Source organism: Streptomyces geranii, from assembly GCF_002954775.1.
In the GTDB taxonomy this organism is placed as follows: Bacteria; Actinomycetota; Actinomycetes; order Streptomycetales; family Streptomycetaceae; genus Streptomyces; species Streptomyces geranii.
Genome location: NZ_PJME01000011.1, coordinates 201,915 through 224,679, shown reverse-complemented (window position 1 = coordinate 224,679; position 22,765 = coordinate 201,915). Strand labels below are relative to the sequence as shown.

The 22,765-nt window shown below is 71.2% G+C and carries 18 protein-coding genes; 7 read left to right on the top strand and 11 right to left on the bottom strand.

All coding sequences use genetic code 11. The annotated features are described in order from the left end of the window. The first annotated feature begins 350 nt into the window (after positions 1 to 350). Positions 351 to 1,235, top strand: a complete 885-nt coding sequence (locus CW359_RS18180; RefSeq protein ID WP_105970986.1) for an NUDIX hydrolase — start codon at positions 351 to 353, stop codon at positions 1,233 to 1,235. A 90-nt stretch (positions 1,236 to 1,325) separates the two neighbouring features. Further along, positions 1,326 to 2,156 carry an MBL fold metallo-hydrolase gene (locus CW359_RS18175; protein ID WP_105970985.1) on the top strand — a complete coding sequence of 277 codons (831 nt, stop codon included), beginning with the start codon at positions 1,326 to 1,328 and terminating at the stop codon, positions 2,154 to 2,156. Positions 2,157 to 2,175: 19 nt separating this feature from the next. On the opposite strand, the gene CW359_RS18170 is transcribed toward CW359_RS18175, so the two are convergent. From CW359_RS18170 to CW359_RS18160, 3 genes are all read right to left on the bottom strand, one after another. Continuing rightward, complete coding sequence (locus CW359_RS18170; protein WP_105970984.1) at positions 2,176 to 3,015, bottom strand: nucleotidyltransferase domain-containing protein; 840 nt, start codon at positions 3,013 to 3,015, stop codon at positions 2,176 to 2,178. 62 nt (positions 3,016 to 3,077) lie between these two features. Then, positions 3,078 to 4,178 (bottom strand): outer membrane protein assembly factor BamB family protein, encoded by a 1,101-nt coding sequence (locus CW359_RS18165; RefSeq protein WP_157968567.1) that lies wholly within the window; start codon positions 4,176 to 4,178, stop codon positions 3,078 to 3,080. Positions 4,179 to 4,425: 247 nt separating this feature from the next. Further along, the gene (locus tag CW359_RS18160) at positions 4,426 to 5,100 is read right to left on the bottom strand and encodes a Crp/Fnr family transcriptional regulator (protein ID WP_006382668.1); all 675 of its coding nucleotides are present in this window, start codon (positions 5,098 to 5,100) and stop codon (positions 4,426 to 4,428) included. A 1,404-nt stretch (positions 5,101 to 6,504) separates the two neighbouring features. Between CW359_RS18160 and nth the strand changes: the two genes are divergently transcribed. The 3 genes from nth to CW359_RS18140 all read left to right on the top strand — a co-directional run bounded on the left by nth (position 6,505) and on the right by CW359_RS18140 (position 9,596). Then, positions 6,505 to 7,554, top strand: a complete 1,050-nt coding sequence (gene nth, locus CW359_RS18150; protein ID WP_105970981.1) for an endonuclease III — start codon at positions 6,505 to 6,507, stop codon at positions 7,552 to 7,554. 94 nt (positions 7,555 to 7,648) lie between these two features. Beyond that, complete coding sequence (locus tag CW359_RS18145; RefSeq protein WP_105971016.1) at positions 7,649 to 8,383, top strand: NUDIX hydrolase; 735 nt, start codon at positions 7,649 to 7,651, stop codon at positions 8,381 to 8,383. Between the two features lie 13 nt (positions 8,384 to 8,396). Beyond that, positions 8,397 to 9,596 (top strand): MarP family serine protease, encoded by a 1,200-nt coding sequence (locus CW359_RS18140; protein WP_105971015.1) that lies wholly within the window; start codon positions 8,397 to 8,399, stop codon positions 9,594 to 9,596. 28 nt (positions 9,597 to 9,624) lie between these two features. Here the strand turns inward: CW359_RS18140 and CW359_RS46490 are convergent, their stop codons facing one another. The 6 genes from CW359_RS46490 to CW359_RS18110 all read right to left on the bottom strand — a co-directional run bounded on the left by CW359_RS46490 (position 9,625) and on the right by CW359_RS18110 (position 17,862). Further along, on the bottom strand, positions 9,625 to 9,804 hold the full coding sequence (locus tag CW359_RS46490) for a hypothetical protein (protein ID WP_105970980.1): 180 nt from the start codon (positions 9,802 to 9,804) through the stop codon (positions 9,625 to 9,627). A 126-nt stretch (positions 9,805 to 9,930) separates the two neighbouring features. Further along, positions 9,931 to 10,896 (bottom strand): alpha/beta fold hydrolase, encoded by a 966-nt coding sequence (locus CW359_RS18130; RefSeq protein ID WP_105970979.1) that lies wholly within the window; start codon positions 10,894 to 10,896, stop codon positions 9,931 to 9,933. Then, positions 10,893 to 11,369: a phage holin family protein gene (locus CW359_RS18125; protein WP_105970978.1), complete on the bottom strand. Its 477-nt coding sequence runs from the start codon at positions 11,367 to 11,369 to the stop codon at positions 10,893 to 10,895. The genes CW359_RS18130 and CW359_RS18125 overlap by 4 nt, the downstream gene beginning before the upstream one ends. A 145-nt stretch (positions 11,370 to 11,514) precedes the next feature. Further along, positions 11,515 to 12,966, bottom strand: coding sequence for a Na+/H+ antiporter NhaA (nhaA, locus tag CW359_RS18120; RefSeq protein ID WP_105970977.1), 1,452 nt, complete (start codon positions 12,964 to 12,966; stop codon positions 11,515 to 11,517). A gap of 165 nt (positions 12,967 to 13,131) precedes the next feature. Then, a complete protein-coding gene (gene acs, locus CW359_RS18115; protein ID WP_105970976.1) occupies positions 13,132 to 15,087 on the bottom strand; it encodes an acetate--CoA ligase in 1,956 nt (651 codons plus the stop codon). Between the two features lie 225 nt (positions 15,088 to 15,312). Continuing rightward, positions 15,313 to 17,862, bottom strand: a complete 2,550-nt coding sequence (locus tag CW359_RS18110) for a bifunctional SulP family inorganic anion transporter/carbonic anhydrase (protein ID WP_105970975.1) — start codon at positions 17,860 to 17,862, stop codon at positions 15,313 to 15,315. Between the two features lie 305 nt (positions 17,863 to 18,167). Here CW359_RS18110 and CW359_RS18105 point away from each other — a divergent pair, with 305 nt between their 5' ends. After that, on the top strand, positions 18,168 to 19,448 hold the full coding sequence (locus CW359_RS18105; protein WP_105970974.1) for a polysaccharide deacetylase family protein: 1,281 nt from the start codon (positions 18,168 to 18,170) through the stop codon (positions 19,446 to 19,448). A gap of 97 nt (positions 19,449 to 19,545) precedes the next feature. On the opposite strand, the gene CW359_RS18100 is transcribed toward CW359_RS18105, so the two are convergent. Then, the gene (locus tag CW359_RS18100) at positions 19,546 to 20,529 is read right to left on the bottom strand and encodes an ATP-binding protein (protein WP_105970973.1); all 984 of its coding nucleotides are present in this window, start codon (positions 20,527 to 20,529) and stop codon (positions 19,546 to 19,548) included. 101 nt (positions 20,530 to 20,630) lie between these two features. Here CW359_RS18100 and CW359_RS18095 point away from each other — a divergent pair, with 101 nt between their 5' ends. Continuing rightward, positions 20,631 to 21,455, top strand: coding sequence for a Fic family protein (locus CW359_RS18095; RefSeq protein ID WP_105970972.1), 825 nt, complete (start codon positions 20,631 to 20,633; stop codon positions 21,453 to 21,455). Positions 21,456 to 21,851: 396 nt separating this feature from the next. Here the strand turns inward: CW359_RS18095 and CW359_RS18090 are convergent, their stop codons facing one another. Beyond that, entirely contained in the window at positions 21,852 to 22,685 is an 834-nt protein-coding gene (locus tag CW359_RS18090) for an HAD family hydrolase (protein WP_105970971.1), read from the bottom strand. Positions 22,686 to 22,765 lie beyond the last annotated feature (80 nt).

Genomic DNA, 22,765 nt, shown 5'->3' with positions numbered 1-22,765 from the left:
CCCGAACCCCCGTATCGCGCTGACCGCGCTCGTCCTCAACCGCCGGACGGGCTGAGGGGTGCCGGCCTGTGCTGCAAATGGTGCAGGCCGGCGCTTGGTTCTTCAGCCCGTCCGGCGTTTGAGGACGAGGCCGTCCAGGCCGATTTTCCCGCCCACCCACCCCTGCTTACCCACCCACCCCCGGGACCGGCACCCTGCAGCCCAGGCCCGGCACCCTCCAGCCCGTCCGGCGCTTGAGGACAAGCGGGGGTCCGGGGGCGGCAGCCCCCGGGGATGGGACGGGTAGGGGCGGCGGGGGCGAGGAAAATCGGGGCCTCGAACATGTGCCCCCCACCGGATAACCTCCGCCCATGGCAAACGGGCAGTGGTACCCACCGGAGTGGCCGGACCTCATCCGCGGGCTCGCCGAAGGCACCCTCACCCCGGTCACCCCCAAGCGCGCGGCCACAGTCATGCTCCTCAAGGACACCGACACCGGCCCCGCCGTCCACATGCTGCGCAGACGCGCCTCCATGGCCTTCGCCGGGGGCGCGTACGCGTATCCCGGCGGCGGAGTCGACCCGCGCGACGACGACCACCTCGTCCGCTGGGCGGGCCCCACGCGCGCGTGGTGGGCGTCCCGGCTCGGCCTGGGCGACGACGAGACGTCCGCCCAGGAGGCCCAGGCGGTCGTCTGCGCCGCCGTACGGGAGACGTACGAGGAGGCGGGCGTCCTGCTCGCGGGCCCGTCCGCCGACTCCGTGGTCGGCGACACCACGGGCGACGACTGGGAGGCGGACCGCGCCGCCCTGGTCGCCCGCGAGCTGTCGTTCGCCGAGTTCCTGGACCGCCGCGGACTGGTGCTCCGCTCCGACCTCCTCGGGGCGTGGGCCCGCTGGATCACCCCGGAGTTCGAGGCCCGCCGCTACGACACCTGGTTCTTCGTGGCAGCCCTCCCGGAGGGGCAGCGCACGCGCAACGCCTCCACGGAGGCGGACCGCACGGTATGGATCGAACCGGCGGTCGCGGCGGCCTCGTACGACAAGGGCGAGCTGCTGATGATGCCGCCCACGATCGCGACGCTGCGCGCGCTGGCCCCGTACGACAGCGCGGCCGGGGCCCTCACCGGGTCCCTGGAGCGCGACCTGACGCCCGTTCTGGCCAGGGCCAGCCTGACGGACGGCGAGATCGTGCTGGCCTGGCCGGGGCACGAGGAGTTCACGAAGCGGATCCGTATCGGGGAAACGCCCGTATGACGGCGACAGCACCGCGGTGAAGACGACAGCACCGCACTGACGACGACAACACCGCAATCACCCTCCCCTCCCCTCTGGCAGGTGCCCCGCATGACAGAAGCCGCCGCCCTCCCCGGCCAGCCGCGTGGCGGGGTTCTCTCGGGGCCCGCCACCGCGCGCGCGGTCAACGTCCTCGCGCCCAACGCCTCCGCGATGACCCTCGACGGCACGAACACCTGGATCGTCTCCGAGCCCGACTCCGGACTGGCCGTCGTCGTCGACCCGGGGCCCCTGGACGACGTACACCTCAGGCATGTCGTCGACACCGTGGAGAAGGTCGGCAAGCGGGTCGCGCTGACGCTGCTCACGCACGGGCATCCGGACCACGCGGAGGGCGCCGGACGGTTCGCCGAGCTGACTGGCACGAACGTGCGGGCGCTCGATCCGGCCCTGCGGCTGGGGGACGAAGGGCTCGGGCACGGGGACGTCGTGACCGTCGGCGGGCTGGAGCTGAGGGTCGTACCGACGCCGGGGCACACCGCGGACTCGCTGTGCTTCCATCTCCCGGCCGATCGGGCCGTCCTGACCGGGGACACCGTCCTGGGGCGCGGAACGACCGTGGTGGCCCATCCTGACGGCCGCCTGGGGGACTATCTGGACTCCCTGAGGCGGCTGAGGTCGCTGACGGTGGACGACGGCGTGCACACCGTCCTGCCGGGCCACGGGCCCGTCCTCGACGACGCCCAGGGCGCCGTCGAGTTCTACCTCGCCCACCGGGCCCACCGCCTCGCCCAGGTCGAGACGGCCGTCGAGAACGGCCACACCGCCCCCTCGGAGGTCGTCGCCCACGTGTACGCGGACGTCGACCGCTCCCTGTGGCCGGCCGCCGAACTGTCCGTACGCGCCCAGCTGGAGTACCTGCGCGAACACGGACTCATCTAGGGCCTGTCCGGCGGGCGGTTCACGTGGGCCGCGGTGCCTTGACGCCGTGCACGCGTGCGTACTCCTCGGCCAGCCAGCCGCCCAGCTCCTCCACGTGCGTGTGCAGGAACGACCGCAGGACCGCCGGATCGTCCGTCGGCCGCAGGCCCAGTGCCGCCGCCTCAGCCATCCGGGGGCCCCACTCCGGGTAGTACGAGGCGAACGCCCCGGCCATCTCCTCCAGGTCGCTGGTCCAGCCCTGCCACCGGGGCATCACAAGCGTGAAGCCCGTACGCACCAGCCGGCGCGAAATGCCCCGCACGCGCACGCGTACGTCCCCCTCCGGCGCCCCCGGGGCCGTCGCCTCCGCGATCAGGCGCCGCCAGCGCGGGAGGCACAGGGGCAGGTCGCCGTTGGTCTCGCGGGCGAGGAGGGAGTCGGGGCGGTAGCGGGGGAGGTGCGCGGCCAGGTCCTCGCCCAGAAGGGGCGTGCAGAGGCAGGCCAGGAACCAGCCCAGGTCGTGCCGCTCCAGGTCGCTCAGCACCTGCGCCCGCGAGACCAGCAGCGTGCCGGCGCCGTCGATCTGCCCGAACTCGGCATCGAGCGCCTCGTCCAGTGCCTGGGCCGCCGCCCGGTCCGCCTCGGTGGGCTCCTCGCCCAGCGCCAGCAGGAGGTCCAGGTCGCTGACGCCCACGCGCGCGGTGCCGCGCGGGATCGACCCGTAGAGGTACGCGCTGTGCAGCCGGTCCCCGAAGACGCCGTGCACCCGGGCACGGGCCGCGTCGACCACGGGCCGGAAAACGGGCGGCACGCGCGCGAGAGATCCCTCACGGACGATGAACCCCTGCTCGTCCAGCCCCTTGACCGGGACTTTCCCCATTCGTGTCCGCATCCGCATCCCCAGGCGTATCCGTATCCCCGTCCCGGTCTCCCTATGTCACGTCACTTCCAGCGGAACACGCGCACCCGGCGGGTCTCGCTCAGCGCGTGGCACACCACGGCCAGCCGGTCGTCCCAGGCGGCGTACCGCGCGCGGTAGCTGAAGCCGGGCAGTCGGCGCTCCGCGACGACCCGGCCGTCGACGGGGTCGAGGACGGTCACGCGGCTGCCGTAGCCGTTGCCGACCATGACGTATCCGCGGTGGGCGAGCGGGTGGAGCGTACGGCCGTGGTCGGTACGCCATTCCCAGAGCCGTTCGCCGGTCGCCACGGAGTAGGCGTGGACGAGCGCGTCGGCGCTCTTGTCGTCGTCGCCCGCGGGCTCGTCCGGCTCCAGTCCTACGACGAGGGTGTCGCCGACGACCGCCACGGCGGGGCCGAAGTCCTTGTAGCCGTCGGGCAGCTCGACGTACCACTCGCCGCTCTCGCGCACCACGTACAGCCGGGGCCGGGAGCGCTTCCCGCGGTTGGCGACGGCCAGGACCGGGGGGTCGGCCGCCAGGACGGAGAACGAGTCGCCCCAGTGGTCCGGGAGCTGCCGCTCCCACTGGAGGGCGCCGGTGCGCGCGTCGAGGCACCGGACGAACGGCGGTGAGTTGCCCTTCCAGCCCTGGGCGTCCGCCTTCCAGACGGGGGCGGTCGTCAGCCGGCCGCCGCCGATCGCCACCTCGCGCGTGTGGTCCGTGTGGACGCTGCCCAGCCCGTCCTTCGGCTGCTCGCGCGACCAGACCACGTCCCCGGAGGCGAGGTCGAGGGCGGTGAGACGGACGTGCTCGGCGTTCCGCGCGCCGTCGTCGTGGTGCAGGACGACGCCCAGGCCGTCCTGCGGGTCCTGGGCCACCCGGACGATCACGTCCCGGCCCGGCGGCTGCCAGGTCCAGCCGGGCTCACCGGTCTCCGGCGCGTACGCCGCGACGCGGTCGAAGCGGGCCAGGACCAAGGCGTCGTCCGTCGCCCACACGCCCAGCGGCTCGCCCAGGTCCCGCTGTTCGAACTCGGACTGCCACAGCGTCTGCGCCTCCGGGTCCCGGCGGAACAGCCGCAGGCGGCGCTTCGCGGGCTCCGGCGCCGTCCAGACCGACTCGGGCGCTCTGTCCTGGTGCATGGCCATCCACCCCTTGATTCCGTTCCGTTCATGGAGTTCTCGTCACCGCACGGCCCCCGCCCCGGTGAACCCTGTTACCGGGTAATCGGATGAACCCGGTAACCGGTGAACGCCAAAGGGGCCCCGCCGTTCGGCAGGGCCCCTCTAGCACTTACGGACGACAGTACTTGTGGACGACAGCACCTATGGATGCCCCGGCCTGCAGACGCCCCGGCTGACGGACGGCCCAGCCGGCAGGCGACCCCGGCTAGCGCGACCGCTTCGCGAGGCGCTCCACGTCCAGCAGGATCACGGCCCGTGCCTCCAGGCGCAGCCAGCCGCGGCCCGCGAAGTCGGCGAGCGCCTTGTTGACCGTCTCGCGGGAGGCGCCGACGAGCTGCGCCAGCTCCTCCTGGGTCAGGTCGTGCACCACGTGGATGCCCTCCTCCGACTGCACGCCGAAGCGGCGCGAGAGGTCGAGCAGGGCGCGGGCGACGCGGCCGGGCACATCGGAGAAGACCAGGTCGGACATCTGGTCGTTGGTCTTGCGCAGCCGCCGGGCGACGGCGCGCAGGAGCGCGGCGGCCACCTCGGGGCGGGCGTTCAGCCAGGGCTGGAGGTCGCCGTGGCCGAGGCCGAGCAGCTTGACCTCGGTCAGCGCGGTGGCCGTGGCGGTGCGCGGGCCCGGGTCGAACAGCGACAGCTCGCCGATCAGCTCGCCGGGGCCGAGGACGGCCAGCATGTTCTCGCGGCCGTCCGGGGAGGTGCGGTGGAGCTTGACCTTCCCCTCGGTGACCACGTAGAGCCGGTCTCCCGGGTCGCCCTCGTGGAACAGGGCGTCACCGCGCGCGAGGGTCACCTCACTCATGGAGGCGCGGAGCTCCGCGGCCTGCTCGTCATCGAGTGCCGCGAAGAGCGGGGCACGCCGCAGAACGTCGTCCACGAGTTCTCTCCTTGTCGACCTGCTCAGGGGATCTTGCTCCCCGGTTACCGGGGACCGTGCTCCCCATCTTGCCGGACGGTCCAAACAGTGTGATCTGTCACAAGGATGCCGCACAGGTGTGCCGCGCAGTGCGGCAGGGGGCCAATTGGGCGCCGATCTCCAGGGTCCGGGGCGGATGTCAGTGCCGGGCTCTAGGCTGGCCGGGTGTCCAAATCGCCGGTGAGAGCACAGGCCGAGGGGGCTGGACGGGTGGCCGCACGGCGTGATTCCGCTGTGGGCGAACAGGTCACTGGTGGGGGCCGGAATGCGTAGAAAGCGGCAGAGGTGATGTCGGTGAAGAAGGCCGCCAAGAAGGTGACCGGGCCGGTGAAGAGGGTGCCCGCGGGCCCCGCCGGTGAGACCGGGCAGGAGCCCCGACCCGGCTCGGCGGTCGAGGTTGAGCCGCCGGGGAGGGCTGTCTCTGGGGCGGTCGGGAAGGCTGCGCCTGCGGTGGTCGGGAAGGCTGCCTCCGGGGTGGTCGGTAAGGCTGCCTCCGGGGTGGCGAGAGGGGCGGCCGGGGCTGGGAAGACGGCGGAGGCTTCGGCGGGGGCTGGCTCTGGGGAGGCGTCCGGGCCGGGCCGCGCTTCGAAGGCGACGTCCGGGGCGGGCAGCGCCGGGACGGCGGGTTCGTCGGTGGGCGGCACCGGGAGGGACGCGGCCTCGGAGGGCAGCACTGGGGAGGCGGAGTCTTTGGCGGGCAGTACTGGGGAGGCTGGCTCTGTGGCGGGCGGCACTGGGAGGGTCGCGTCTGGGGAGGGCCGCACTGGGAAGGCTGTTTCCTCGACGGGCGACGCAGGGGAGGCCGTATCCGGGAAGGGCAGCTTTCGCAAGGTTGCGTCGTCGGCGGGCGGCGCCGGGAAGGCTGCTACCTCGACGGGCGACGCAAGGAAGGCCGTGTCTGGGGCGGGCAGTAACCGGAAGGGTGTGTCGTCGGTGGGCAGTACTGGGGAGGCTGGCTCCTTGGCGGGTCGCACCGGGAAGGCTGCGTCTGCGAAGAGCCGCACTGGGAAGGCTGCGTCCGGCGCGGGCAGCGCCGTGAAGCTTGAGCCCTCGGAGGCCACGTCCTCGAAACCTCAGCCCTCGGAGGCCGCGTCCGCGAAAGCCGCGCCCGCGAAGTCGGCCGTGGCCCGGGCCGCAGGCAAGCCTGCCGCCAAGCCCGCCGGCAAGGCCGTGGGCGTCGGCGGTGCTGCTGCCGAGGCAACCGCATCCAGCGTGGCTGCTACCAAGACTGAGGCATCCTCCAAGGCCACCGCCTCCAGGGCGGCTGCTGCCAAGACGGCCGCTTCTGAAGCCACCGCCTCCAAGCCCGCCGCCCGCAAGCAGCCCGCGACCAAGTCGACGTCCCGTAAGGCGGCTGCTTCCAAGGTGGCTGCCTCGAAGGCCACCGCTTCCGGGACCGCCGCCTCCAAGCCCGCCGCCAAATCCGGAGCCTCTGGGACTGCCGTCACCAAGACCACTGCCCCAGGGAAGGCCGCTTCCAAGACCGTTGCTTCCAGGACGGCCGCCGCTAAAACCACCGCCCCTGGGGGGGCTGCCTCCAAAACCACTGCCCCAGGGAAGGCCCCCACCAAAACCGGCGCCCCAGGGACCGCCGCCACCAAAACCACCGCCCCCAGAACACCCCCCACCAAGACACCCCCCACCGAGTCCCACACCGCCCTAGTCCGCCGTGCCCGCCGGATCGATCGCGAACTCGCCGAGATCTACCCCTACGCCCACCCCGAACTGGACTTCGAGAACTCCTTCCAGCTCCTCGTCGCCACGGTTCTCTCCGCCCAGACCACCGACCTCCGGGTGAACCAGACGACCCCGGCCCTCTTCGCCAAGTACCCCACCCCCGAGGACCTCGCCGTCGCCAACCCCGAGGAGGTCGAGGAGATCCTGCGGCCGACCGGGTTCTTCCGGGCCAAGACCAGGTCGGTGATAGGGCTGTCCAAGGCACTGTCGGAGGAGTTCGGCGGTGAGGTGCCGGGGCGGCTCGAAGACCTCGTCAAGCTGCCCGGTGTGGGCCGCAAGACCGCCTTCGTCGTGCTCGGCAACTACTTCGGGCGCCCGGGAATCACCGTGGACACCCACTTCCAGCGGCTGGTGCACCGCTGGCGGTGGACGGCGGAGAAGGACCCGGACAAGATCGAGGCGGCCATCGGCGGCCTCTTCCCCAAGGCCGACTGGACGATGCTCTCGCACCACGTGATCTTCCACGGCCGCCGTATCTGCCACGCCCGCAAACCCGCCTGCGGCGCCTGCCCGATCGCCCCGCTCTGCCCGGCGTACGGGGAGGGCGAGACGGACCCGGAGAAGGCGAAGAAGCTCCTGAAGTACGAGAAGGGCGGCTTCCCCGGCCAGCGGCTCAACCCGCCGCAGGCGTACCTCGACGCGGGCGGCATCCCGGCGCCGCCGCTGGGGGCCGGATGAGGCCAGGGGTGGGACCGGGGAGCCGTACCGGATCGGGAGCGGCGGAACCAACGGGACGGCCGCAGGCGTTGGAAGCAGCAGAACGGGGGTGGCGGTGACGCGCGCGAGCAACACACAGGGCGGCGAGGCGACGCTCAGCAAGGAGGGCCTGCCCGGCTGGCTCGACCCGGTGGTGCACGCCGTCGAGACGGTCGAGCCGCTCCAGCTGAGCCGCTTCCTGCCGCCCGCGGACGGCGCCGGACGCCAGTCCGCCGTACTGATCCTCTTCGGCGAGGGCGAGGGGAAGACCGGAGACGGAGGCGGAGACGGTGACGGCGGCGGCGGGCCCGAGCTGCTGCTCATGGAGCGGGCGACCTCGCTGCGCTCGCACGCCGGCCAGCCCTCCTTCCCCGGCGGCTCCCTCGACCCCGAGGACGGCGATCCGCAGGGCGACGGCCCGCTGCGGGCCGCGCTGCGCGAGGCCGAGGAGGAGACCGGGCTCGATCCGGCCGGCGTCCAGCTCTTCGGCGTACTGCCCAAGCTCTACATCCCGGTGAGCGGCTTCGTCGTCACGCCCGTGCTCGGCTGGTGGCGCGAGCCGACACCCGTCGGGGTCGTCGATCCGAACGAGACGGCACGGGTCTTCACGGTCCCCGTGGCGGATCTCACGAATCCGGCCAACCGGGCCACCGCCGTACACCCAAGTGGCCACAAGGGTCCGGCATTTCTGGTCGAATCGGCCCTCGTGTGGGGCTTCACGGCCGGGATCATCGACCGTCTGATGCACTACTCGGGCTGGGAGCGCCCGTGGGACAGAAACAAGCAGGTCCCGCTCGACTGGCGCGCGTGACAGGGTGGCCCTCGTGAACGTGCTGGACATCTTGTTGCTGGTCGCCGCCGTGTGGTTCGCGATCGTGGGCTACCGCCAGGGCTTCGTCGTCGGCATCCTGTCGGTGATCGGCTTCCTCGGCGGCGGTCTCGTCGCGGTCTATCTGCTGCCCGTCGTCTGGGACGGCGTGACCGACGAGGCCGAGGTCAACACGACGGCCGCCGTCGTGGCCGTCGTCATCGTGATCGTCTGCGCCTCCGTGGGCCAGGCCCTGACCACCCATCTCGGCAACAAGCTGCGCCGCTTCATCACCTGGTCGCCCGCCCGCGCCCTCGACGCGACCGGCGGGGCCCTCGTCAACGTCGTCGCGATGCTCCTGGTCGCCTGGCTGATCGGCGCCGCCCTCGCGCAGACCACGATGCCCACGGTGGGCAAGGAGGTCCGCGGCTCCAAGGTGCTGTTGGGGGTCCAGGAGGTGCTGCCCTCCGACGCGGACACTTGGTTCAAGGACTTCACCTCGGTCCTCGCGCAGAACGGCTTCCCGCAGGTCTTCAGCCCGTTCTCCGACGAGCCCATCAAGGACGTCGACCCGCCCGACCCGGCGCTCGCCAACAGCGCGGTCGCCGTGCGCGCCCAGCGCTCCATCGTCAAGGTCATGGGCACCGCCACCAGCTGCGGCAAGGTCCTGGAGGGCACCGGCTTCGTCTTCGACCGGCGCCGTGTGATGACCAACGCGCATGTCGTCGGCGGCGTCGACGAACCCACCGTCCAGATAGGCGGCGAGGGCAGGAAGTACGACGCGACGGTCGTCCTCTACGACTGGCAGCGCGACATCGCCGTCCTCGACGTACCCGAACTGAACGCGCCCGTCCTGCAGTTCACCACCGAGGTCGCGGGCAGCGGCAAGAGCGCGATCGTCGCCGGCTTCCCGGAGAACGGCTCGTACGACGTCCGTCCCGCGCGCGTGCGTGGTCGCATCGAGGCCAACGGCCCGGACATCTACCACCGCGGCACGGTCCGCCGCGAGGTCTACTCCCTGTTCGCGACCGTCCGCCAGGGCAACTCCGGCGGCCCGCTGCTCACGCCCGAGGGCAAGGTGTACGGCGTGGTCTTCGCGAAGTCCCTCGACGACCCGAACACCGGTTACGCGCTCACCGCGGACGAGATCCAGTCGGACATCGCCCAGGGGCGTACCGCGAACCAGCAGGTGGACAGCGACAGCTGCGCGCTCTGAACCCCGTACGCGTACGGAGGCGCCGGGCTCAGGGGCGGGGGTGGCGCAGGCGCACCGAGACCCAGCGGGCCCGGCGGCGCAGGATGCGCGGGATTCCCACCCTCAGATCGGTCCCCGCCAGCTGCGGGGAACCTCCTCGGTGGGAGCCCGGACCGTGGCCCGAGCGGCGATTGCGTGCTGCGTCACTGTAGTCGTGCGTCCAGCCCATACCCCGACGTCTGCCCCTGCCCCAAGGTCGATAACCGCCCCATGGGCCCCCAATCGGCCTATGCGTTGGGCAATTGGCTGTTCGTAGGACAGGTGTTCGCGTGTCTGTTCCTGTGCCGCCGGTGACTCAGCGGTCCGGTTCGGGGTCCTTCAGCCAGTTGACCAGCTCGGTCGAGAAGGCCACCGGGTCCTCCTCGTGCGGGAAGTGCCCCAGCCCGTCGAACAGCCGCCAGCGGTACGGCGCCTCGACGTACTCCCCGGAGCCCGCCGCGCTGCGCGTGCGCAGTACCGGGTCGAGCGAGCCGTGCAGATGCAGCGTCGGCACCCGTACCGGCCGCTTCATGCGGCGGTTGAACTGGATGCCGTCCGGCCGGGCCATCGACCGGACCATCCAGCGGTACGGCTCGATCGCGCAGTGCGCGGTCGACGGGATGCACATCGCCCTGCTGTACGTCTCCACCGCCTCGTCGTCCGGCAGTCGCGGCCCGGACCAGTCCCGGATCAGCCGCCCGACGAGCGCGCCGTCGTCCGCGATGAGCTGCCGCTCCGGGAGCCAGGGCCGCTGGAACCCCCAGATGTAGGAACCGGCGGCCGTCTGCTTGACGTCGGAGAGCATCGCCGAGCGCCAGCGCCGGGGGTGCGGCATCGAGGAGACCACGAGCCGCCGTACCAGCTTGGGGCGCATCACCGCGGCCGTCCACGCGAGGTAGCCGCCCAGGTCGTGGCCGACCAGCGCGGCGTCGGGCTCGCCCAGGGACCGGACGACGCCCGTGATGTCGAGGGCGAGGTTCGCGGGGTCGTAACCCCGGGGCGTACGGTCGCTGCCGCCCACGCCCCGCAGGTCCATGGCGACGGCCCGGAACCCGGCGTCGGCGAGAGCGGCCAGCTGGTACCGCCAGGTCCACCAGAACTGCGGGAACCCGTGCACGAGCATGACCAGCGGTCCGTCGCCCAGCTCGGCGATGTGGAACCGGGCGCCGTTCGCGGCGACATCCCGGTGGACCACCTCGCGCCCGCCGGGAAGGGCGAGCCGTACCGCCGAGGCGGGCTGGGTGAACGCGGGGTACGCCGGGGGTGTGGCGGGGTCCGTCATGAGGACGAGCGTGCCACAACCTCGACCGTCTCACTCACCGGGGCGGGCCGGGGGTGCGGCTTGGCCTTCTGCAGGACGCCCGCCGTCTCCTTCACGGACGCGGCGACCTTCTGCGGGCCCTTGCCCTTCCTGGCCTTCTTCGCGAAGACGACGCCGACCAGCACCAGGAGCACGGCGAGCAGCACGTTCGCGGCGAACGACAGCAGGAAGCAGAGGGCGAGGTTCCAGTCGCTCCAGGTCCGAATGGCGTACGCCAGTGCGAAGTTGAGCATCGGCAGGGAAAAGACCAGCACCGCGCCGGCCACCATGAACGCGCCACCGCTCGTCACGCCGCGCTTCACGTCCTGCTTGAGCTGGGCTTTCGCCAGCGCGATCTCGTCGTGCACCAGCGCGGACATCTCGGTCGTCGCCGAGGCGAACAACTGGCCGATGCTGCGTTCGGCGCCGACCGGATTGCCGTCGGGTGCGCTCATCGAGGTCTCCCTGTTGTCTTGCCGTTGTGTTGCTCGGATGTCGGGTGTCGGGTGCAGGCGACCGGCGTACGTGACTGCCGTACCCGGCGGCCATCACCAGCCGCCGTACGCATCTGACGCACATGTCCGACGCCTACGTGTCAGATCATGCCGGACCGTCACCCTCGTCGCCCGCCCCGCCCGCCACTTCGGCAAGCCGGTCCCGTTCGGCGGCCTCCAGTTCGGCGGCCTTGAGCCCGGCGATGCGCCGGTGCTCTGCCGCCTTCCCCTCGTAGATGTCGGCCATGCGCAGGTGGTACGCCGGATCGTCCTGCTCGTAGATGTCGGGGATGCCGTCGAGGTCGTCGTCGCGCTCCTCGGCCTCCCACATCCCGCGGTAGCGGGCGTTCCGTATCTTCAGCAGCACGGTCGCGCCGAGCGCGGCGATGAGGGAGCCGGTCAGGACGGCGGCCTTGACCTCGTCGGTGAGCGCGCTGTCGCCGTCGAACGCGAGTTCGCCGATGAGGAGGGAGACGGTGAAGCCGATCCCGGCGAGCGAGGCGACGGCGAAGACGTCCGCCCAGGCGAGGTCGTCGCTGAGCGAGGCCCTGGTGAAACGCGCCGTCAGCCAGGTCCCGCCGAAGATCCCGACCGTCTTCCCGACGACGAGCCCGAGCACCACCCCGAGCGTCTCGGGCCGCGTGAACACCTCTCCGAGCGCCCCGCCGGACACCGACACCCCCGCGCTGAACAGGGCGAACAGCGGCACGGCGAGCCCGGCGGACAGGGGCCGCACCAGATGCTCGACGTGCTCGCCGGGCGACCGCTCCTCCCCGTCCTCGGTCCGGGTCGTGCAGCGCAGCATCAGCCCCATCGCGACCCCGGCGACGGTGGCGTGGACGCCGCTGTTGTACATCAGCCCCCAGATGACCAGCGCGAGCGGGACGTAGACGTACCACCCGCGTACGCCCTTCCTCAGCAGCAGCCAGAAGACGGCGAGGCCGGTGAAGGCGCCGCCGAGCGCGGCGAGGTTCAGGTCGTCGGTGAAGAAGACCGCGATGATCAGGATGGCGAAGAGGTCGTCGACGACGGCGAGCGTCAGCAGGAACGCGCGCAGGGCGCTGGGCAGCGACGTACCGATGACGGCGAGCACGGCGAGCGCGAAGGCGATGTCGGTGGCCGTGGGCACGGCCCACCCGGCGAGCGAGCCGCCGCCGCTGAGGCTGGTGAGGGTGTAGACGAGCGCCGGTACGGCCATTCCGCACAGGGCGGCGACGACGGGCAGCGCGGCGGCCCTCGGGTCGCGGAGGTCCCCGGCGACGAGTTCGCGCTTGAGTTCGATACCGGCGACGAAGAAGAAGACGGCGAGCAGGCCGTCGGCGGCCCAGTGCTGGAGGGAGAGGTGGAGCCCGAGGGCGGACGGTCCGACATGGAGGTCGAGGACGGTCTCGTAGGACTCCTTGACCGGGGTGTTCGCCCAGACCAGCGCGGCGATCGCGGCGAGGAGCAACAGCACGCCACCGACGGTCTCGGTGCGCAGCGCGTCCGCGACGAACGTCCGCTCGGGCAGCGAGAGCCGTCCGAGGAGCTTGCGGCTGGTGGTACGGGGGGCGACCACGGGGGGACCTCCGGTCGGTGGGCAGCACGGAACGCGTGCCGACCAGACTTCCCGGCGCACCTTGGCGATCCTCGCGGATCTTGTCGCGTTGTTGACGCGATCTTTAGCTTACCTAAGGTGCGCGGGAGCCGCCGCCCGGAGGAAACCCTCGGGTCCCGTCGTGATCTAGTCCTCGCTGCCCGCCGCGGGGAGCTTCGTCTGGATGAGGTCCATGACGGTGGAGTCGGTCAGGGTGGTCACATCGCCCAGCTCGCGGTTCTCGGCGACGTCGCGCAGCAGGCGGCGCATGATCTTGCCGGAGCGGGTCTTGGGGAGTTCCGCGACCGGCAGGATGCGCTTGGGCTTGGCGATCGGGCCGAGGACGTCACCGACGTGGTTGCGCAGTTCGGCGACGAGGGTGTCGGTCTCGGTGGCGGTGCCGCGCAGGATGACGAAGGCGACGATGGCCTGCCCGGTCGTCTCGTCGGCGGCGCCCACGACGGCCGCCTCGGCGACGGACGGGTGCGACACCATTGCCGACTCGACCTCGGTCGTCGAGATGTTGTGCCCGGAGACGAGCATGACGTCGTCCACCCGCCCGAGCAGCCAGATGTCGCCGTCGTCGTCCTTCTTGGCGCCGTCACCGGCGAAGTACTTGCCCTCGAAACGCGACCAGTAGGTGTCGATGAACCGCTGGTCGTCGCCCCAGATGGTGCGCAGCATCGACGGCCACGGCTCGGTGAGTACGAGGTAACCGCCGCCCCCGTCCGGCACCTCGCGTGCCTCGTCGTCGACGACGGTGGCGGAGATGCCGGGCAGCGCGCGCTGGGCGGACCCCGGCTTGGTCTCGGTCACACCGGGCAGCGGGGAGATCATCATGGCGCCGGTCTCGGTCTGCCACCAGGTGTCGACGATGGGCGTCGCGTCGCCGCCGATGTGCTTGCGGTACCAGATCCACGCCTCGGGGTTGATCGGCTCGCCCACGGACCCCAGCACCCGCAGGGAGGAGAGGTCGAACTTCGCGGGGATGTCGTCGCCCCACTTCATGAACGTACGGATCGCGGTGGGCGCCGTGTAGAGGATCGTGACGCCGTACTTCTGGACGATCTCCCAGAAGCGGCCCTGGTGCGGGGTGTCCGGCGTCCCCTCGTACATCACCTGGGTCGCGCCGTTGGCCAGCGGCCCGTACACGATGTAGGAGTGCCCGGTGACCCAGCCGACGTCGGCGGTGCACCAGTAGACGTCGGTCTCCGGCTTGAGGTCGAAGACGGCGTGGTGGGTGTAGGCGGCCTGGGTGAGATAGCCGCCGGAGGTGTGCAGGATGCCCTTGGGCTTACCCGTCGTACCCGAGGTGTAGAGGATGAACAGCGGCTGCTCGGCCTCGAACGCCTCGGGCGTGTGCTCGCTGCTCTGCCGGTCGACGACCTCGTGCCACCACACGTCCCGGCCCTCGTGCCACTCGACGTCCTGGCCGGTGCGGCGGACGACGAGCACATGTTCGACGTTGTCGACGCGCGCGACGGCCGCGTCGACGGCGGGCTTGAGCGCGGACGGCTTGCCCCGGCGGTAGCCGCCGTCGGTGGTGATGACGATCTTGGCGTCGGCGTCCTGGATACGGGTGGCCAGCGCGTCCGCGGAGAAGCCGCCGAAGACGACGGAGTGGGCGGCGCCGATCCGGGCGCACGCCAGCATGGCGACGGCCGTCTCCGGGATCATCGGCATGTAGACGGCGACCCGGTCGCCCTTCTGGACTCCCAGCTCCAGCAGGGCGTTGGCCGCCTTGGAGACCTCGTCCTTCAGCTCGGCGTAGGTGATCGCACGGCTGTCGCCGGGCTCGCCCTCGAAGTGGATGGCGACCCGGTCGCCGTTGCCCGCCTCGACATGCCGGTCGACGCAGTTGTAGGCGACGTTGAGGCTGCCGTCCTTGAACCACTTGGCGAACGGCGGGTTCGACCAGTCCAGCGTCTCGGTCGGCTCGGTGGCCCAGCTCAGCCGGCGGGCCTGCGCGGCCCAGAAGCCGAGCCGGTCAGCCTTGGCCTGTTCGTACGCCTCCGCCGTGACGTTGGCGTCCGCGGCCAGCTCGGCGGGCGGCGCGAACCTGCGCTCTTCCTTGAGCAGGTTGGCCAGGCTTTCGTTGCTCACGACATCTCCCTTACGGTGCTTTGCCGGGGCGGCCGTTGTGTCCCAGGCCACAGCTCATCAGACCGGGGGGCCCGATGACAAGGGCCGACGGAAAATTGGTTTAGACCTCTGTGTCCTCAAGTCGTCAGACCGTCGGACCCTCGGGCCGATCCCGTCGGCACGCCTCCTCATGAAGGGGACAACCAAGGTCACGTGCGCGACGGCCGCCCGGTTCATCCGCTCCCGTCAGGCCGGCAGCCCGGCCGCCCGCACATGATCGAACACCTCGTCCCCGTCAACCTCCCCGCTGAGCAGATACGCCTGTGCCTCACCCACATGGAAGTACATCCCGTGCAGTTCGAGCGCCCCCTCGCGCAGGGCCCGCGCCACCGACTCGTGCGCCCGCAGATGCTCCAACTGCTGGACCACATTGGTCAGGCAGAGCTGCTCGACCGCGTCGGCGGGCGCCCGCCCGGCGAGCCGCGCCCACGGCCGGTCCCTGTCGGCCATCCGCTCCAGACTCGGCACCCCGTGCCGCAGCCACCGCCTGAGCGGCGTCCGAGCCCCGCCGGGCTCCATGCTCAGCAGCGCCTGCATGGCCCCGCACCCGGAGTGCCCGCACACCGTGATGGACCGCACCCGCAGCACGTCCACCGCGTACTCGATGGCCGCCGCCACCGAGTCGTCCCCGCTCTCCTCGCCGGGCTGCGGCACCAGGTTGCCCACGTTCCGCACGACGAACAGGTCGCCGGGACCGCTGGAGGTGATCATCGACGTGACGAGCCGCGAGTCGGCACAGGTCAGGAACAGCTGCGCGGGCCGCTGCCCCTCACGAGCCAGCCTGGCCAGCTCACCGCGCACCAGAGGAGCGGTGTTCCGCTGGAACGCGCTGATCCCACGAGCCAGTTGATGCCCACTGGGCTCGGCGACACCGGTCGACCGGGCGGAGCCTGACGCCTCGGAGGAGCTGGCGGGACCGGAGGAGCCGGAGGCGCCGGTGCGGCCGGATGAGCCCTCCGGGCCGCCCGGGCCCGCCGAGCCGGGACCACCGGCCGAACCGGGTGGCCCGATGGGCCCGTTCGCTCCCGCCGGCCCGCTCGCGAACCCTCCACGCCTCTGACCGGACTCGGGGACCTCGCACTGGTGGTTGCGCCAGGGCGTCCAGGGCCGGCAGCGGCAGTCGGAGCTGCTCGCGGGCTCGGCGATCCGCGTCCCCGTGCGGCCGGTCACCTCGACGGTGCCGCCCTGCGCAGTGTGCGTGCTCTGCCAGTGCTGCAGTGATTCGTAGGCCGCGTGGTCCATGAACGAGCCGTCCAACTCCACGACGGCGTCGGCCCCTTGGGGGACGAGGTGCAGGGTCCGGCTGAGCCGGGGCACCGCGAGGAACGTCAACTGGCCTCGTACGTGTACGTAGTGGACTCCTTCTCTTTCGTCGTCTCTCACTTCGTAGGTGATCCGGGTGCGGGCGAGGCGGTGCAGGGCGACGGCGACGGCGACCGCGACGCCCAGCAGGACTCCTTCGAGGACGCCGAGCAGGACGACGCCCAGGGTCGTCACCGCGTAGACCAGGACCTCGCGGTGGCGAGTCACCGTGCGGATGTGGTGCAGGGACACCATCTGGATGCCGACGGCCATCACCAGGGCGGCGAGTGAGGCGAGCGGGATCAGCTCCAGGATCGGAACCATCAGCAGCGCGGCGACTACTACGAGAACGCCGTGCAGCATCGTGGAGTTCCGGCTCACGGCACCGGCTTGCACATTCGCCGAACTCCGCACGGCCACGCCCGCGACCGGCAGTCCGCCGAGCACTCCGGACACGACGTTGGCGGCGCCCTGGCCGAGCAGTTCGCGGTTCAGGTCGGAGCGGCCGACGCGGCTTCCGGCTCCCGGTCCGGCGGTGCGGCCGGCCAGCAGATCGGGCCGGGAGGCGACCATCTTGTCCACGGCGACCGCGCCGAGCAGCGACTGCACGCTGCACACCAGCGTGACCGTGAGCACGGCGGCGACCAGGCCGAGCACGGATCCTTCGGGCAGCCCGGCCAGCGCGTGGCTGCTCCAGGACGGCAGGTCGACCTTGGGCAGACTCAGCCCGGCGAGCGCGGCGGTGAGTGTGGCGCCGGTGACGGCGACGAGGGCGGCCGGCAGCTTGCGCAGCACGCCCCCGACCCGGCCGGGCAGCCGGGGCCAGACCAGCAGCAGGGTCAGCGTGAGCACGCTCATCGACACGGCGGCGGGGTGCAGCCCGGCCAACTGGGCGGGCAGCGCGCGGAGATTGTCGAGGACCGCGCTCTCCGGCGTACCCCCGAGGACGATGTGCAGCTGGGCGACGGCGATGGTCACGCCGATGCCGGCGAGCATGCCGTGGACGACGGCGGGGCTGACGGCCAGCGCGGTCCGGGCCACCCGCAGGCAGCCGAGGCCGAGCTGGGCGAGCCCGGCGAGGACGGTGATGGCACAGGTCGTCCGCCATCCGTACCGCTGGATGAGTTCGGCGGTGACGACGGTGAGCCCGGCGGCGGGTCCGCTCACCTGGAGCGGGGAGCCGCCGAGCCGTCCGGCGACGATCCCGCCGACGGCGGCGGCGACCAGTCCGGCCTGGAGCGGAGCGCCGGTGGCCAGGGCGATGCCCAGGGACAGTGGCAGGGCGATCAGGAAGACCGCGATCGAGGCCGACACGTCGGCGCCCGCGACGCGGAAGCGGCGGGGTGGGGTCGGCGGTGGTGGTGGGCTGTGAGGCTGGTGCATGCGCTTCGTCCGAGTCGGTTCGGGGGCGCGAGTGGGGACGCAGGCAGACATGTTTCCCGTCTCCTCCGGGGCAGCGCGGTCGCGGAACAGGTGGTCCCCCGGCTGTGGCGGGGGGCGGGTCGCGGCCGTGTGGTCACGGCGTGCAGCGGCGGGATTTTTCAACGCTCGGTAAATGGATCGTAATGCACAGTAAAGGCCGTGTATGGATTTTCGGGGCAAATGGTGCAATGGATCATCCGGAAGGGTGAAGTGAATATTTGATCGGCTTGTCGTACTAATTCCTTTTTCGTCCCATGCGACCTTGACGGCGCCGCGCCCGAAAGCGCCGGCCCGAACGAAGGAAGAGGTGGGCGGAGATGGCCGTCACCAAGAGGATCGCCGCGGGCGTAGTGGCCGTCGCGGCCTGTGCCGCGTCACTGGCCGGCTGCGGGGCGGGAACCACCGGCTCCGGTACGAAGGGGGGTGCGCCCGGCGCGAAGAAGGCCGCGCCGGCCCCGGCACCCAGGAGCGCGGTCCGGCTGATCGGCGACGGCTCCACCGCGTACACCGGAGCCCAGCCCTACCAGCCCAGACCGGAGCGGCTGAAGCCCGGCCAGAAGCCGCCGCAGTTCGTCGTCCTGTCCTGGGACGGCGCCGGTGAGGACGGCCAGCGGCTGTTCTCCCACTTCCGCAAGGTGGCCAAGGCCAACAGGGCGACGATGACGTACTTCCTGAGCGGTGTGTACCTGCTCCCGGAGGACCAGCGCGACCTGTACCGGCCGCCCCAGCACTCGCCGGGCCGCTCCGACATCGGCTTCAACGACGAGCAGGGCATCGCCGACACCGTGAAGCAGCTGCGGCTCGCCTGGCTGGAGGGCAGCGAGATCGGCACCCACTTCAACGGTCACTTCTGCGGCGCCGGGGGCGGGGTCGGCGAGTGGTCGGTGGAGGACTGGAAGGACGAGATCGCCCAGGCGAAACGTTTCGTGAAGTCCTGGAAGACCACCACCGGTATGAAGAAGGCGTCCCCGCTGCCCTTCGACTACGAGCGGGAACTCGTCGGCGCCCGCACACCCTGCCTGGAAGGGCAGAAGAACTTCATGAGCGCCGCCCGCGAACTGGGCTTCCGCTACGACACGAGCGGGGTCAACGACCAGGTCTGGCCCGAGCGGAAGAAGGGGCTGTGGGACCTGTCCATGCAGCTCGTCCCGATGCCCGGCCGGGGCTTCGAGACGCTGACCATGGACTACAACTTCTACATGAACCAGTCCGCGGCACGGACGGGGGACAAGGCGCGGTACGAGTACTGGGGCGACCAGTTCCGGGACGGGCTCCTCAAGGGGTTCGAGCGGGCCCACGAGGGCAACCGGGCGCCGCTGATCATCGGCAACCACTTCGAGTCCTGGAACGGCGGCGTGTACATGCGGGCCGTCGAGGAGTTCATCGAGCGGGTGTGCACGAAGTCGGACGTGCGGTGTGTCTCCTTCCGGCAGCTCGCGGACTGGCTGGACGCGCAGGACCCGGAGGTGCTGGCGAAGTTGCGGACGCTGGGGGTGGGGGAGGCGCCTGAGCGTGGCTGGGCGTCCCTGCTGGCCGGCCGCCCGGCTTCGGCCCCGGCGCCCCAGGGAGTGCCGGGGGCGCCTGCGGGCAAGCGGTAGGGGTTGGCCTGGAGCGGTTCTTCGTGCGCGGGGCTGTGGGGGCTGGTCGCGCAGTTCCCCGCGCCCCTGTCGGCGGGCGCTGCGCGCCCCGACCGCCTCAGACCGTGGTTGCCGTCAGCTGTTCGCCCAGTACGAAGCCCGGGTCGACCTGGGCCGCCAGGTCGACTCCCGTTCTCGCGTTGGCCCAGGAGTGGGCGTTCTTCAGGTGGAAGTGGACCATCTGGTGGGTGTAGCGCTCCCAGTCGCGCAGTTCGTACGTGGCGTCGACGGCCGTTCGCAGTCGGCGCAGGGCGCGGCGGTTGGTGTCCTCCAGGAGGTCGAACCGGGTGGGGCGGCCCTTCTCCATGGAGCGCACCCAGTCCGAGTGGCCGACCGTCTCCAGGAGGTCGTCCCCGACCTCGGCGCGGAGGAAGTCGAGGTCGTCCTGGCCCTGCACCTTGTTGCCGACGACCTTCAGGACGACCCCGAAGTCCTGGGCGTACTCCTTGTACTGGCGATAGACGGAGACTCCCTTCCGGGTCGGTTCGGCGACGAGGAACGTGATGTCGAAGCGGGTGAACAGGCCGGACGCGAAGGAGTCCGAGCCCGCGGTCATGTCGACGACGACATACTCGCCCGGGCCGTCGACGAGGTGGTTCAGGCACAGCTCCACCGCGCCCGTCTTGGAGTGGTAGCAGGCCACCCCCAGATCCGCCTCGGTGAACGGGCCGGTGACCATCAAACGGACGGCACCGCCGTCGAGTTCCACCGGTCGTGCGCAGGCGTCGTACACCGGATTGGTCTCCTGGACGCGCAGCAGCCGCGAGCCCTCGCCGGGCGGGGTCGTCTTGATCATCGCGTCGGCGCAGGTGATGCGCGGGTTCGTGCCGCGGAGGTGCTCCTTGATCAGGTCCAGCCGCTCGCCCATCGGGGGCAGCGCGGCGGCTTCGGCGTCGTGGAGGCCGAGTGCGGCGCCCAGGTGCTGGTTGATGTCGGCGTCGATGGCGAGGACCGGGGCCCCGGAGGCCGCGAGATGGCGGACGAACAGGGAGGACAGCGTGGTCTTGCCGCTGCCGCCCTTCCCGACGAAAGCAATTTTCATGTTCAGTAACGGTAGTGGGGCGACCGCCGAGGGTGTCCAGGGCGCGTGAGGAAGTCCACTCCTTCGTGGGTCGGCTCCCTGGATTGCGTAGGGTCGTACTCATGAGTACGACAGGCGCTACCGCCGATCCGCTAGCGGCCCTGGGGTCGCTGCCCGGGGTGGCCGACTCCGTGGAAGCCGTGCGCAAGGCCGTGGACCGGGTCTACGGCCACCGCGTCATGCGGCGGCGCAGCAACGAGATCACCGGTGAGGCGGGACTGCGCGGCGCGCGCGGCTCCGCGGCCCTCTCCGGTGCCGACTGGGCCCTCGAAGAGGTGCGCCGGCGCACCGACTTCAGCGGCGACGACGAGGCCCGGGTGGTCGGGGCGGCCCTGCGGCTGACCGCGGAGGCGGGTCAACTCCTGTCCATCTGGCGGCAGTCGCCGCTGCGCGTGCTGGCCCGGCTGCATCTGGTCGCCGCCGCTGGCACGGCCGACGAGGTCGGGCGTCCGCGACAGGACGGTGAGCTGGTCGACGAGCCGCTGGTCGAACTGCCGCTGCCGGGCGCGGCCGAGGTGTCGGCGCGGCTGGAGGGGCTCGCGGAGCTGATCATCGCGGGCGGCTCGGCCCCCGCCCTGGTCACCGCGGCCGTCGTGCACGGCGAACTCCTCGCGCTGCGCCCCTTCGGCTCCCACAACGGCCTCGTCGCGCGCGCGGCGGAGCGGATCGTCCTGGTCGGCAGCGGCCTCGACCCGAAGTCGGTGTGCCCGGCCGAGGTCGGCCACGCCGAACCGGGCCGCGCGGCCTATCTGGCGGCACTCGACGGCTACGCCTCCGGCACTCCGGAGGGCATGGCCGCGTGGATTGCCCACTGCGGGCGGGCGGTCGAACTCGGGGCACGCGAATCGACGGCCGTGTGCGAGGCGTTGCAGCGCGGGGCGGCGTAAAAGCGGCTACGCGGGGGGCCGCAGCGAAATGGCCCTCCGCGGAGGGCCATCAAGTGGAGTGCGGACAAAGGGATGCGGCGGTACGGGGATTCGTACCGCCGCTGGCATGTTCACCCGGTTACCAAGCGTCCTCGATATATTGCCCATCAGGTCGGGAACTTGGCCCGTCACCTGGTGCGGCTGGCCCGTAATCGACGGGTCGACGTCGCGTGGGTGCCCAGTGTTCATGCTCGGTCCGTGGGGCCAAATGCGTTATTAAGGTGATCCTTTCGGATGTCCTTGGTCTCGCGGGCCGTTAAGTCCTTTCTACTCCTGGACCGGAGTAAGCGGAAGCCCTGGATGTACTTCTTTACTTTTATGATCAAACAGCCATGATTCGGGCGTCGGGGGAGTAGGTCAGGCGACTGTCGGACGACGCCTGCTCGCGTACCAGACGAGGCCCGCGGTGGCCGCTGCCGCACCTATCGCGGCGGCGGCCACCAGGGCCGGGCGCGGCGGTACGGAGAGTGCGGGCAGGCGCTGCTTCAGCCGGACCGGGCGGTGGAAGTCCAGGATCGGCCAGCCCCGGGCGACCGCTTCCCGGCGCAGCGCGCGGTCCGGGTTGACGGCGTGCGGATGGCCGACGGACTCCAGCATGGGGATGTCGGTGACGCTGTCGCTGTACGCGTAGCAGCGCGCGAGGTCGTATCCCTCGGACTCGGCCAGTTCCCTGATCGCCTCGGCCTTGGTGGGCCCGTACGCGTAGTACTCCACCTCGCCGGTGAAGCAGCCGTCGTCCCCGACGACCATGCGGGTGGCCACCACCCGGTCAGCGCCGAGCAGTTCGCCGATCGGCTCGACGACCTCCGCGCCCGAGGTGGACACGATCACCACGTCGCGGCCGGCGGTGTGGTGCTCCTCGATGAGGGAGGCCGCCTCGTCGTAGATGATCGGGTCGATCAGGTCGTGCAGGGTCTCGGCGACGATCTCCTTGACCTGCTGGACGTTCCAGCCGCGACAGAGCGCGGACAAATACTTGCGCATGCGCTCCATCTGGTCGTGGTCGGCGCCGCCCGCCAGGAAGACGAACTGGGTATAGGCGGTACGCAAGGCGGCCCTGCGGTTGATGAGACCGCCCTGGTAGAACGACTTGCTGAACGTGAGCGTGCTCGACTTCGCAATGACCGTCTTGTCCAGGTCAAAGAAGGCCGCTGTGCGGGGCAAGGAGTGGTTTTCCACGATGCTGAGCATAGGCGCCCACCATTCGGCGTAAGGCGTGGCGCGTGGGTTTGCCTGAGAGGGCTGTCGGGTACACCATGGAAGTCACGGAT

What these genes read in the sequence shown, in the direction of transcription:
- CW359_RS18180 (WP_105970986.1), top strand. Translation starts at nt 351, where the DNA reads ATGGCAAACGGGCAGTGGTACCCACCGGAGTGGCCGGACCTCATCCGC.
- CW359_RS18175 (WP_105970985.1), top strand. Translation starts at nt 1,326, where the DNA reads ATGACAGAAGCCGCCGCCCTCCCCGGCCAGCCGCGTGGCGGGGTTCTC.
- CW359_RS18170 (WP_105970984.1), bottom strand. Translation starts at nt 3,015, where the DNA reads ATGGGGAAAGTCCCGGTCAAGGGGCTGGACGAGCAGGGGTTCATCGTC.
- CW359_RS18165 (WP_157968567.1), bottom strand. Translation starts at nt 4,178, where the DNA reads ATGCACCAGGACAGAGCGCCCGAGTCGGTCTGGACGGCGCCGGAGCCC.
- CW359_RS46490 (WP_105970980.1), bottom strand. Translation starts at nt 9,804, where the DNA reads ATGGGCTGGACGCACGACTACAGTGACGCAGCACGCAATCGCCGCTCG.
- CW359_RS18130 (WP_105970979.1), bottom strand. Translation starts at nt 10,896, where the DNA reads ATGACGGACCCCGCCACACCCCCGGCGTACCCCGCGTTCACCCAGCCC.
- CW359_RS18125 (WP_105970978.1), bottom strand. Translation starts at nt 11,369, where the DNA reads ATGAGCGCACCCGACGGCAATCCGGTCGGCGCCGAACGCAGCATCGGC.
- CW359_RS18110 (WP_105970975.1), bottom strand. Translation starts at nt 17,862, where the DNA reads ATGTCTGCCTGCGTCCCCACTCGCGCCCCCGAACCGACTCGGACGAAG.
- CW359_RS18105 (WP_105970974.1), top strand. Translation starts at nt 18,168, where the DNA reads ATGGCCGTCACCAAGAGGATCGCCGCGGGCGTAGTGGCCGTCGCGGCC.
- CW359_RS18100 (WP_105970973.1), bottom strand. Translation starts at nt 20,529, where the DNA reads ATGAAAATTGCTTTCGTCGGGAAGGGCGGCAGCGGCAAGACCACGCTG.
- CW359_RS18095 (WP_105970972.1), top strand. Translation starts at nt 20,631, where the DNA reads ATGAGTACGACAGGCGCTACCGCCGATCCGCTAGCGGCCCTGGGGTCG.
- CW359_RS18090 (WP_105970971.1), bottom strand. Translation starts at nt 22,685, where the DNA reads ATGCTCAGCATCGTGGAAAACCACTCCTTGCCCCGCACAGCGGCCTTC.